The organism is Enterorhabdus sp. P55 (assembly GCF_009911695.1).
GTDB lineage: Bacteria > Actinomycetota > Coriobacteriia > Coriobacteriales > Eggerthellaceae > Enterorhabdus.
Window position 1 is genome coordinate 1 of record NZ_QWKK01000081.1, and the last position, 11,041, is coordinate 11,041.

At 73.1% G+C, this 11,041-nt stretch carries 9 protein-coding genes; 4 read left to right on the forward strand and 5 right to left on the reverse strand.

The genetic code is table 11. The features are described from left to right. On the reverse strand, positions 1-2,089 hold a 2,089-nt coding region (locus D1643_RS08125), incomplete at its 3' end, for a DEAD/DEAH box helicase (RefSeq protein ID WP_160710144.1). Positions 2,090-2,302: 213 nt separating this feature from the next. Between D1643_RS08125 and D1643_RS08130 the strand changes: the two genes are divergently transcribed. The 4 genes from D1643_RS08130 (at position 2,303) to D1643_RS08145 (ending at position 5,679) form a co-directional block, all read left to right on the forward strand. Continuing rightward, entirely contained in the window at positions 2,303-3,088 is a 786-nt protein-coding gene (locus D1643_RS08130) for a MerR family transcriptional regulator (RefSeq protein ID WP_160710145.1), read from the forward strand. A gap of 125 nt (positions 3,089-3,213) precedes the next feature. Continuing rightward, positions 3,214-4,518, forward strand: coding sequence for an MFS transporter (locus tag D1643_RS08135; protein ID WP_160710146.1), 1,305 nt, complete (start codon positions 3,214-3,216; stop codon positions 4,516-4,518). A gap of 224 nt (positions 4,519-4,742) precedes the next feature. Next, complete coding sequence (locus D1643_RS08140; protein ID WP_160710147.1) at positions 4,743-5,180, forward strand: LytTR family DNA-binding domain-containing protein; 438 nt, start codon at positions 4,743-4,745, stop codon at positions 5,178-5,180. A gap of 46 nt (positions 5,181-5,226) precedes the next feature. Next, positions 5,227-5,679: a hypothetical protein gene (locus D1643_RS08145; protein ID WP_160710148.1), complete on the forward strand. Its 453-nt coding sequence runs from the start codon at positions 5,227-5,229 to the stop codon at positions 5,677-5,679. On the opposite strand, the gene D1643_RS08150 is transcribed toward D1643_RS08145, so the two are convergent. From D1643_RS08150 to D1643_RS08165, 4 genes are all read right to left on the reverse strand, one after another. Further along, positions 5,676-6,062 (reverse strand): MmcQ/YjbR family DNA-binding protein, encoded by a 387-nt coding sequence (locus tag D1643_RS08150; protein ID WP_160710149.1) that lies wholly within the window; start codon positions 6,060-6,062, stop codon positions 5,676-5,678. The two genes, D1643_RS08145 and D1643_RS08150, sit on opposite strands and share 4 nt — an antisense overlap. 28 nt (positions 6,063-6,090) lie before the next feature. Then, positions 6,091-6,294 carry a hypothetical protein gene (locus D1643_RS08155; RefSeq protein WP_160710150.1) on the reverse strand — a complete coding sequence of 68 codons (204 nt, stop codon included), beginning with the start codon at positions 6,292-6,294 and terminating at the stop codon, positions 6,091-6,093. A 592-nt stretch (positions 6,295-6,886) separates the two neighbouring features. Beyond that, positions 6,887-9,124, reverse strand: coding sequence for an ATP-binding domain-containing protein (locus D1643_RS08160; protein WP_160710151.1), 2,238 nt, complete (start codon positions 9,122-9,124; stop codon positions 6,887-6,889). Between the two features lie 550 nt (positions 9,125-9,674). After that, positions 9,675-11,041 (reverse strand): DUF2130 domain-containing protein (locus D1643_RS08165; RefSeq protein WP_160710152.1); only part of this gene is annotated, 1,367 nt, incomplete at its 5' end.

The following is an 11,041-nucleotide window of genomic DNA, read 5'->3' on the forward strand; positions in this document are numbered from 1 at the left end:
CGGCCGCGCGCAGGAGGGCCCCGCGGGCGCGGCCGGCCTCCGCCGGGCGGCTCATGGCCTCGCCGTGCCAGAAGGGCAGGCGCGCCGCCCGCCCGGGCGCCGGCTCCACGATGACGCGGTCGGGCCCTATCTCGGTGATGCGCCAGGTGCTCGTGCCGAGCGCGATGACATCGCCCACGCGCGACTCCATCACCATCTCCTCGTCCAGCTCGCCCACGCGGCGGCGGCCCTGGCGCGCGTCTCCTTCGGGCAGCACCACCGAGAACATCCCGCGATCGGGGATGGTGCCCGCCGCGGTGACCGCCAGGCGCTGGGAGCCGGGACGCGGGCGGATGACGCCCGCGGCGCGGTCCCACACGAGCCGCGGCGCCACGTCGGCCACGTCATAGGCTCCGGAGAGCATGGCCAGGACGGCGTCGAAGGCCGCGCGCGGAAGGCTGGCGAAGCAGGCCGCGCGCGTCACCGTGGCGTACCAGTCCTCGACCGGCAGGCCATCAGGGCAGACGGCCGCGGCGGCGACGGTCTGCTGGGCGAGCACGTCAAGGGGGCTCGACACGAGGCGCGTGGCCTCGATGGCCCCGGCGCGCATGCCCTCGGCCGCGACGGCGGCGTCCACCACCTCCACGCGGGTGCGCGGAAAGACGACGCCCCGGGATCTGCCGCCCACCTGGTGGTTCGCACGGCCCACGCGCTGCAGGCCGCTCGCGACCGACGGCGGCGGGGCCACCTGGAGCACGAGGTCGATGGCGCCCATGTCGATGCCGAGCTCCAGGCTGGAGGTGGCCACCACGCAGGGCAGCTCGCCGGCCTTGAGCTCACGCTCCACCGCCAGGCGCTTCTCCTTGGAGACCGATCCGTGGTGCGCCTTGGCGATGAGCGCCGGCGCGCCCTCGCCCAGCTCCGAGGTTCCGCCCATGTCCGAGCGCATGCCAGGCCCCGGCGCGTCCTCGGCGCCGCCGACGCCCGTCCACCAGCCGGCCGCCTCCGAGCGCGGCGCGCCCAGCCCGAGGCGCCGGGCGTAGAGCTCGTTCAGGCGCGCGGTCAGCTTCTCCGCCTGGCCGCGCGAGTTGACGAACACGATGGTCGAGCGATGCGCGAGCACCTCGTCGAGGACGGCCGCCTCGATGTGCGGCCAGATGGAGGAAGACCCCAGGCGGCCGTCGGGGTTCGGCGCGCCCGACACCCCCGCCATCAGAGCGCGCAGGGCGCGGTCGGACTTCCAGGCCGCCTCGGCGGGCGCGCGGCGCGGGCCGCTCCCCCGCTCGCGGCCAGGCACATCGCCGCCGAGGGCGGGGACGGCCGTCATATCGCGCACGGGCACGCGCACGGACAGATCGAGGCACGGCGGGGCCTCTTGGGCCACTACGCGCACGGGCCGCGGCCCGCCGAGGAAGCGCGCCACCTCATCGCGCGGGCGCACCGTGGCCGAGAGCCCGATGCGTTGGGCCGGCGCCGCGAGCACGTCGTCGAGCCGCTCGAGCGTGAGCGACAGGTGGGCGCCGCGCTTGTCGCCGGCGAGCGCGTGCACCTCGTCCACGATGACGGCCTGCACGGTGCGCAGGGTCTCGCGCGCCTGGGAGGTGAGCATGAGGTAGAGCGACTCGGGCGTGGTGATGAGGATGTCAGGCGGGTTGCGGACGATCTTGCGCCGCTCCTCGGCTGTCGTGTCGCCCGTGCGCATGGCCGTACGCACCTCCGGCACGTCCTCGCCCGCGGCGGCCGCCGCGGCCCCGATGCCGGCGAGCGGCCCGCGGAGGTTGCGCTCGACGTCCGCGCCGAGCGCCTTGAGCGGCGACACATACAGCACGCGCACGCCCTTGGCCCAGCGCTCGCCGGCCGCCTGGGCCGCCGCCTTCTCCGCCATGAGCCGGTCGATGGCGAAGAGGAAGGCCGCGAGCGTCTTGCCCGAGCCCGTCGGCGCTATGACGAGCGCGCTCTCGCCGCGCGCGATGGCCTGCCATGCCTCGGCCTGCACGGGCGTGGGCGCGTCGAAGGCGCGCGCGAACCACTCGCGCACCGGCGCCGAGAACAGCATAAGAGCGTCACCCCCGGCCGCAGGCCCTCCCGCCTTCGCGCCACGCTTCCCCATCGGCCGCCTCCCTCGTCGCCCGCCGTCGCCCGCCCGCGCGAGGCGACCGGATTCATCGCCTTCGATTATAGGAGAAGCCGCGCCGCGCCCGCGTGGCGGAGGCCAAAGCGGCGCGCGGGCGCCGACCCGTGTCTTTTCGCCCTTCCCGTCGCCGCCTGCGGAACAGGCGGGTATGATGGCGGCAGCACGACGGAACGGCGCGAAGGAGGGTTCATGCGAAGCAGCGAGGTGGCGCGGATAGCGGGCGTGACGGTGAGGACGCTGCGGCACTACCACGCGCTTGGCCTTCTGCCTGAGCCGCCGCGGTCCGCCAACGGCTACCGCGACTACGCGCCCGCCGACCTGGCGCGCGTGCTCCGCATAAAGCGGCTCGCCTCGCTCGGCTTCCCGCTGGCCAGCATCGGCGAGGTGATGGCCCAGGTGGACGCGGGCGCATCGGCCGACGGCCCGGCGACCGACCCGCTCGCCGAGCTCGACCGCGAGCTCGAGCAGGAGATCGCGCGCCTCGAGGAGCAGCGGCGCGTCATCGCCTCGCTGCGAGCCGAGCGCCTCAGGCCCGACCTGCCGGTTCCCTTCGGCCAGGCCCTGCGCCTGCTAGCCAGCGACGAGGACCTCGCCGGCCTCACGGAGGAGGAGCGCGACACCCTCGTCATCGCCGGGCACGCCTACGGCGCCGACGACGTGGCCGAGCTCAAGCGCGTGGCCGAGGCGCTTGAGGACAGCCTCGACGCCTCGGCCGTCGCGGCGCTCAAGGCGCGCCTGGAGGCCCTGAGCGCCGACGCACCCGAGGAGGAGCGCGCGGGGCTTGTGGCCGAGGCCCTCGAGGCGCTCGCCCCCCTCATCCCCTGCTTCAGCCGCGACAACTGGCTGCGCCCACCCACCGAAGGCGAGCTGATGCTCGAGGAGGCGAGCCGCGTCGGGATGAACGCCGCCCAGCGCGACGTGATTGCGCGCATCGAGCGCGCCATCGAGAGCCTGCTGGACGGGCAGGCGGGGTAGCCGCGCGGGCCCGGCCGGGGGCGGCCGTGCCCTCCACAATCCCACCACAGCCCGCTTGACCCCGACGCAGCGTCATAGTTTTAACTCCCTCGACGAAGGAATCTGATCGAGGAAGGATCGAGACCATGACCACTCGCGCCGCGGTATCGCCGCGTTACCTGCTCTCCTGCGCGCTCTCCCTGACGGGCAACTCCGTCGCCGGCGTCATCCTGCCGCTCGTGCTGCTGGCCACCACCGGCGATGCGCTGGCCGCCGGCACGCTCGCCCTCATCTGCGCCGTGCCCCAGATGCTCATCGGCCTGGCCGGCGGTGCGCTCATCGACTGCCTCAACCGCCGCGACGTCCCCATCGCCGCCGACCTGCTGTCGGCATTGAGCGTGGCGCTCCTGCCCATCGTCGACCTGACCTTCGGGTTGAGCTTCGGCTGGTTCGTGGCCCTCGGCCTGCTCGGCGCCGTCGGCGACATCCCCGGCATGACCGCCCGCGATGCGCTGCTGCCCGCGATATGCGACCACGACCGCCGCAGCCTTCAGAAGTTCATGGGGCTGAGCCAGTCAATCGACTCGCTCACCGTCATCGTGGGCCCGGCGCTCGCCGCGTTCCTGCTGACGGTCACCGACGGGGTGAGCGCGCTGTGGTTCACCGCGGCCATGTCGCTGGCCGCGGCCCTCGTCACGCTCACGCTTCCGCGCTCCATCGGCAGCGTGGAAGCCGCGAGCGCGGAGGAAGCCCCTGAGGGCGGCATCGTCTCCGGGATGCGCGCGGCGCTGCGCGACGGCGTGCGCGTGCTCTTCCGCGGCGACGCGCTGCTGCGCAGCTCGGTGCTGCTCACCTTCGGCATCGTCATGATCATGGGCTCGTTCCAGGGGATCGTCCTGCCGGTGCACTTCACCGCGGCGGGCTCTCCGGAGCTGCTCGGCTACGCGCTCTGCGCCATGTCGGCCGGCATGCTGGTGAGCTCGCTGGCCTACTCCGCCCTGGCACACCGCCTGCGTCGCCGCACCTGGCTCATCGTCTCGCTCGGCGGCATGGCCGCGGGCGCGGCCGTCCTCGGCTCGCTCGCCTCCCTTCCCGTCATGCTGGCCGGCGCGCTCGTCGTCGGCCTGTCCGCCGGCCCGACCTCGGCGCTGCTCGGGTTCTTCACCTTCGACCGCATCCCCGCCGAGCGGCGCGGCTCGGCGCTCGGCACGCAGAACTCGCTCATGCTCGCGGCCGCGCCCGTGGCCGTGTTCGCCAGCTCTGCGGTGACCGAGGCCGGCGGCGTGTCCCTGGCGGCCTTCGTCCTGGTCGGCTGCTGGCTGGCTGTGACCTTGTGGGCGCTCGCGACGCCGAGCCTGCGCCATCTCGACGAGGAGGGCGCGCCTCACGGCAGCCAGCGAGGGCAGGCGGGCGTCGCGGCGACCGGCGGCAAGCCCGAGAGCGCGCTCTAGGGAACGCCGCGCTGCGCGCCGGGGTGCGCGGCATCGCACGCGCCGGTGGCCGGGGCCGACAGCTGGCTGCGGAGGCTTCGACCCGCGTCCGTGCAGCTGAGGACGTTCCTGGTGCAGGTCGGGCCCGCACCGCTTGCGCGCGGCAACCGGGCGCGGCACACTAGGGGCGTTCCGGTGAGGGCCCGCCGGACACCCCTGATCCTGCGACCCGGAGGAGGACCTTGATGAGGATCACCGTCGAGGAGCGCCCCGATGCCGACGAGGTAGAGGTGCTCATCACCTGCCGCGCCGTCGACGAGCGCGTCCAGGCCATCGTCGCCGCGGTGGGCGCGCTCGACCGACGCCTCACCGGCATCGCCGACGGCGCGCTCGTCATCGTCGACGCCGCCCAGGTGCTCTACGCCGAGTCGGTGGACGGCGCCTGCTTCCTCTACGGCGCCGACAGCGTCATCGAGTGCCCCCTGCGCCTGGCCGATCTGGAGGAGCGCCTGACCGGCACGGAGTTCGTCCGCGCCTCGCGCACGCTGCTCGTGAACTTCGACCACGTCCGCGCCCTGCGTCCCTACCCGGGCGCCCGGCTCGAGCTCGTGCTCGCAAACGGCGAGTCGGTCATCGCCTCGCGCCAGTTCGCCCCCGTCTTCCGGGCCAAGATCGGCCTGTAGCCGAATCCGTTCACCCCACCTGCCCCGCCGTCAGAGAGGAAGCGCCATGAGATCGCAAGCCAAGCGCGCCGCCGTCACCTTCTGCGTCCTGTTCACCGCCACGATGGGAATCTGGTCGCTGGCCGGACTCGCCTTCGCGGGGCCCGAGCCGGGCATCTGCTACTCGCTCACCATCCTGCTTGCCTGCGCGCTCCTGGCGGCGCTCCAGTCGCTCTGGTTCTCGGGCGCCCCCATCCGCCGGCTTGCCTACCCCGCCCGCGTGCTCGGCTTCGGCGCGACGGCGCTGCCGGCGCTCATCCTGTGCGCGTGGCTCGGCGCATGGTTCCCGATGGACGATGCCGGGCCGTGGGTGAGCTTCTGCGTCATCTACCTGGTGGCGTTGGCCGGGGCCAGTGCCGGCTACGCGCTCCACTACCGCCGCGTGGCCGGCGGCTACGACGCCGCGCTCGCCCGCTATCGCGAGGAACGCGGGGAGGAGGCGTCCGCGCCGCCGCGCTAGGCGCCTTCGCCGAGGATGGCGCGCTGGGCCTTCTTCGTCAGCTTGGAGAACACGAGCGCGTGGGAGTGTCCGATGAGCTCGCGCAGCAGCTCGTCGGACACGTCGCTGCCCAGGTCAACGGAGATCCAGTGGCGCTTGTCGGCGTAGAACCCCGGCAGGATGCCCGCGTGCTCGGCGCGCAGCGCCTCGGCCCAGGCCGGGTCGCACTTGAGCGAGAGCAGGTCGCGCCCCGCGTAGGCGGCGTCATAGGACGGCCCCGGCGTCATGGTGGCGGCGAAGAGCTTCCCGCCCACCTGGTAGCGCCACCACTCCCACTCGGCCTTCCAGTCCTTCTCGCAGCCGGGCATTCCCAGCAGGTGCTCGTCTATCCAGTCGCGGGCCATGAGCCCCTCCCCTCCTTGCGCGGCCGCCCTAGAGCAGCCCGTGGGCCTCGAACAGCAGGGCCGCCTGGCGCAGGGCGAGCTTGCGTCCGGCTATCTGCTGGTAGGTGGCCGTGCGCGTCTTGCCCTCGGCACGCAGGCGCTCGAGCGTCGCCGCGGCCGACTCCTGCTCGGCCCGCAGGTCGGCCAGCACCGCCTCGAAGCGCGCCAGGCGCTCGCGATCGTGCTCGTCCATCAAGCCCCCTTTCGTCTCGCGCCAGTATACCCGAGTGCCGCCGGGGGCCGGCCGGCGGCTGGCGCGCAGGTGCCGGCGCCCCAAGCGGCTGTCGCGCAGGTGCTGGTGCACGCCGGTCGACGGGGGCTGACCGGCGAGGGGGGGCAGGCGCGAGGGCCCGCCGACGTGGGAGCAGGAGCACGCCAGTCGGCGGGCGGCTGACCGGCGAGGCGGCGCAGACTACCCTGGTGGCTAGACGACCGCCCGTGCCATCCGCCAGGCCCGGAGGTGATAGCCGGGGCCGGCGGGCGAGCCGCTGCCGCAACGGGGGCAGACCGGGCAGCGAATCAGCCGTTTTTTGGCGAGCAAAGACGGGTTTGCAACATTCTCCGGCCCCATGGCGGCTCCGAAATAAGTTAGCCTTGGCTTTTACCAGGAAAAACGCAGACGGCGACCCGTCTCCTCGCACGACCTCGGGGCAGAGGGGGCTTTCCGATGTCGCAGAGTCGTCCTTGCTCGCCAGAAAAAGGCCGATTCGGGGATCGCGCGATCCGGCGGGACGTCCGACGCCCCGACCCAGCGGGCGCCCCCGCCACGACCCGGCGGGGCGCACTCAGAGCAGGAACGGCGACGGCTCGTCGCGGTAGACGACGGTCAGCCGGTGCATGGCGCGGGTGATGCCGACGTAGAGCAGGCAGCGGTCGGCCTCGGTGGCGTACTGGCGCGCGTCAGCGTCGAGCAGCACCACGTCGTCGAACTCAAGGCCCTTGGCCATCCGCACCGAGCACACGGCGATGCCCGCGGGAAACTCCTCGGTCTCGTCGGTGACGAGCGCCACCTCATGGCGCGCGGCCAGCACCTCGGCATAGCGCGCGGCCAGCAAGTCGGACTTGGCGATGACGCCCAGCGTGCGCCCGCCGGCGGCGCGCCACGTCCCCACCGCCTCGTCCACAGCCGCGAGCGCCCCGCGGGTGTCGCCGCAGCGGACGAGGCGCGGCGCCGGCCCGTGGCGCTCCACGGCGCACAGGCCCTCGACGGGCCGCACCCGGGCAGCCAGCTCGGTGATCTCCCAGGTGGACCGGTAGCTGCGCATGAGACGCACGAGGCGCGCGCCCGGGTAGGCCGCCGCCACGTCCTCCGGCGTCATGGAGACGCGCCCGTCAACGAGCTGGCTCACGTCACCCAGGAGGGTCTTGTCGCCGGGAAGCAGCCGGGCCAGGGCGGCATGCTGCACGGGCGTGAGGTCCTGCATCTCGTCGATCACCACATGACGCACGGCCGCGAGCGCGGGGAAGGCGCCCGGGCCGTCGAAGGCCAGGCGGCAGAGCGCAAGCGGGAAGGCATCCTCCCATTCCACCATCCCGCGCGCCGGCACGCGCAAAAGCGCGCTGCGCCCCGTCTCCGCAAGGAAGCGCCGGTAGAGCGCCATCGCATCGCGCACCCGCATCATCCGCAAAAGCCGACCGCGCACCTCACGCCGGGTGGGCAGCCCCTGGCGCGCCCGGCCGAAACTCGCCGCCACGGCCTGGGAGAGCGCATCGCCCGCCAGGAGGTCAAGCCGCTCGACGAGGGGCAGGGCCCCGTATCCGGAGAAGCGCGCCGCAAGCCAGCCGCCCTCGACCACGGCGGTGCCGACGGTCAGGTCGCGCGGGTCGAGAAGCGGCTCGGGGGCATCCGGCGCAGTGGCGGCGGAAAGCCACGCGACCAGGTCGTCCGCGAAGGCGCGCATTCCCTTCGCGGCGGCGCGCGCAACGCGAGCCGGGTCGGCCTCGTCGGCCCAGGAGCGAGGCGCCTCCACCCGCGCCACGCCCTCGAGCAGAAGCGACGCCAGCCCGTGGAGGCTCCACTGCCCCACCGGCTCCTCGCCGAGCTCAGGCAGCACGCCGGAGATGTAGTCGGCGAACACGCGGCTCGGCGAGACGATGGCCACCGACCGCGAGCTCAGCCGCTCCTTCTGGCGGTAGAGCAGGTAGGCGATGCGATGGAGCGCGATGGAGGTCTTGCCCGATCCGGCCACGCCCTGGATGACGAGGGTGCCCGGCTCCTCGTCGCGGATGACGGCGTTCTGCTCGCGCTGGATGGACGCGACGATGTCGTGCATCCGCGTATCACCGCCCTGCGACAGCGCCCGGGCGAGCACCTCATCGCGCACGCTCGAGCCGGTGTCGACGGCCCAGGCGATCCGGCCGCCCTCCACCGCAATCTGGCGCTTGAGGACGAGCGCGCCCTCCCGCCGCCCGCCCGGCGCCTCGAAGGCCGCCGGCCCCGGCTCGTAGTCGTAGAACAGGCCAGCCACCGGACTGCGCCAGTCAGACACGACCGATCGGCTCTCCCAGGAGAAGGCGAAGCGGCCGAGGTAGGCCGTCATCGGCGGCTCGTCGTCGGCGGCGTCTGCGGCGGCGAAGTCCACGCGGGCGAAGTACGGCGCGTCGAGCAGCTTAGCCAGGCGCTCGCGCGACTCCTCGGCAAGCGCCGCCTGACGGCCCATGCGGTCGAGCTCGAGGCTGCCATGGGCGGCCTCTTCCGGCGCAAGCTCGCCGCGCGCCGCCATAAGCGCGGAGGCCGTTTCGTCATAGCCGCCGGCCACGGCGCGCGCGAGCCCCTCAGCCTGCGCGAGCGCCGCGCCCAGCTGCGCGAGCGTGGCGGCCAGATGCCGCTCCTCCTCGAGCCGCGCGGCCCCCGCCGACGCAGGGCCGTCCCCCGCGACGCGCCCTGCGCGGCCGTCCTCCGATGCGACCGGCGCGAAGGCAGCCGCGCTGCGCCCCATGCCGGCCCCTGCCGCACCGTCCGCGCCCATCAAGCGCGCCTCCTCCCCGCCGGCGCTCTTCGGCGGCTTTCTCGTCTGCTCCATGGCGCCCTCCTTCCCCGCCCGTGCTCACGCGCCCCTCGACGAGGGGGCGGGCATGGGACGGCCGCCGCGTCTCGCACGCGGTGCCTTCACTTCGCTTCTTTGGGGGTTCGCGAGCCGAAGGGCGGGCAGGCGCCGCAAGAGACGGCAAGCCCAGGATGCGCGCCGGCGACCTTGGGGGCGCGGCGGTTCGGCTCGTTCGACGCACCGGAGCGGTCGGGCGCGCCTGGACGGCAGCCGACGTCGCGGTGGGATGACGATGGTACGGCGGCCCGCCGCGCACGCCGGATCAGGCCGCTCCGACCTTCACGAAACATCCACAACCGAGAGCCTGCGGGGCCTTTGCGCAGGCGATGGGGGCGTCGCGCAGGCCAAAGACGACCTCTTCTGGCGAGCGAAGGCGGAGGTCTCCCACCCGCCCTCCTCATCCCAGGCGTCAGCGTCGCCAAGCAGGCGGCGCCCTCGATGCGACCTCAGCGCCGCCCTGCGTGCAGGACGAAAACGGCCCGGCCCCCGCAATAGGAGCCGGGCCGCAGGCAGGCAGCGCAAGGCGCTATGCGTCGGCGTCCTCCTCTACGAGCTCCACCTCAAGGATATCGTCGTCCTCGTCGGCAAGCTCCCATCCGTTCGCGCCGCCCGAGGCCTCGCCCTCGGCGGCGCGGCGCTCGGCCGCCTCGGCGAAGGCCGCCTTCATGGTGGGATTCTTCCGCGTGAGCCGCTTCACCGTGAGCTTGTCGAGCTTGTCGTTGGCCAGGCGCAGGTTGTTGTCGGAGCTCGTCAGCTCGGCCTTGATCTTCTCGAGCTTCTTGATGGTGGCGTCGATGTCCTTGATGGCGTCTTCGAACTTGCGGTGGGCCAAGTCGAAGTTGCGTCCGAAGCCCGCCTTGAACATGTCGAGCTGCTCCTCGAAGTTGGTCACGTCCACGTTCTGCTGGCGCACCTCGGCCAGCTGGCGGCGGTAATCGAGCGAGCGCAGCGCCGCGTTGCGGATGAGGGTGATCAGGGGAATGAAGAACTGCGGGCGGATGACGTACATCTTCTCGAAGCCCGAGGCGTAGGACACGTCCACGATGCCGGTGTTGTAGTAGTCGCTGTCGCGCTCGAGCAGCGAGACGAGCACCGCGTACTCGCAGCCCTTGGCACGGCGGTCGTGGTCGAGCTTCTTGAAGTGATCCTCGTTGCGCTTGCGGTGGGTGGAGTCCTCGGCCTCGTTCTTCATCTCGAACATGATGGAGACCACCTCGGCGCCATCCGCGTCCAGCTCGCGGTAGATGTAGTCGCCCTTCGAGCCGTCGGCGGCGTCGTTGTCCTTGCCGAAGACGGCAGACTGGAAGCCGGTGGCGCGCAGCTTGTTGAACTCGTTCTCGCAGAACTGCTCGAGGCTCTCCCCCACCATCTTGACGGAGAGCTCGGCGCGCATATGGCGCATGTCGTCGATCTCGCGCTCGCGCGTGGCGATGATGTCGTCCTTCGCGCGCAGCTGGATGGCCAGCTCGCTCGCGTGGGCCGCCTCAGCGCGCTCTGCCTCCAGCCGCTCGCGTTCGAGGCGCCCCGCCAGCTCGTCGCGCTCGCGCTCGAGGGCGCGGCGGGCCTCCTCAGCGCCCGCGGCGGCCTCCTGAAGCGCCACCTGCTGCTGAAGCTCGGCCTCGCGCGCCTGGGACTGCATCTCGCGCACGAGCTCGTCGCGGGCGCGGCGAGCCTCGGCAAGCTGGTCGGACAGCTCGGCGGCCGCCTGCTGCACGGCCAGGGACTTCTCCGCGTCGAAGGCGGCCTGGCGCGCCTTGAGGTCGGCGGCCAGCCCGTCGCGCTCGCGCTCGAGGGCCCGCAGGCGCTCCGCGGCGCGCTCGGCTTCCTCGCGCTGGCAGGCGGCAGCCGCATCCCGCGCCTGCTGCACGGCCAGCTCGCGCTCGGCGGCAGCCG

Excerpts from the sequence above, each read along its gene's own strand:
- D1643_RS08145 (WP_160710148.1), top strand. The coding sequence starts at position 5,227 with ATGAGATCGCAAGCCAAGCGCGCCGCCGTCACCTTCTGCGTCCTGTTC.
- D1643_RS08135 (WP_160710146.1), top strand. The coding sequence starts at position 3,214 with ATGACCACTCGCGCCGCGGTATCGCCGCGTTACCTGCTCTCCTGCGCG.
- D1643_RS08150 (WP_160710149.1), bottom strand. The coding sequence starts at position 6,062 with ATGGCCCGCGACTGGATAGACGAGCACCTGCTGGGAATGCCCGGCTGC.
- D1643_RS08155 (WP_160710150.1), bottom strand. The coding sequence starts at position 6,294 with ATGGACGAGCACGATCGCGAGCGCCTGGCGCGCTTCGAGGCGGTGCTG.
- D1643_RS08160 (WP_160710151.1), bottom strand. The coding sequence starts at position 9,124 with ATGGAGCAGACGAGAAAGCCGCCGAAGAGCGCCGGCGGGGAGGAGGCG.
- D1643_RS08130 (WP_160710145.1), top strand. The coding sequence starts at position 2,303 with ATGCGAAGCAGCGAGGTGGCGCGGATAGCGGGCGTGACGGTGAGGACG.
- D1643_RS08140 (WP_160710147.1), top strand. The coding sequence starts at position 4,743 with ATGAGGATCACCGTCGAGGAGCGCCCCGATGCCGACGAGGTAGAGGTG.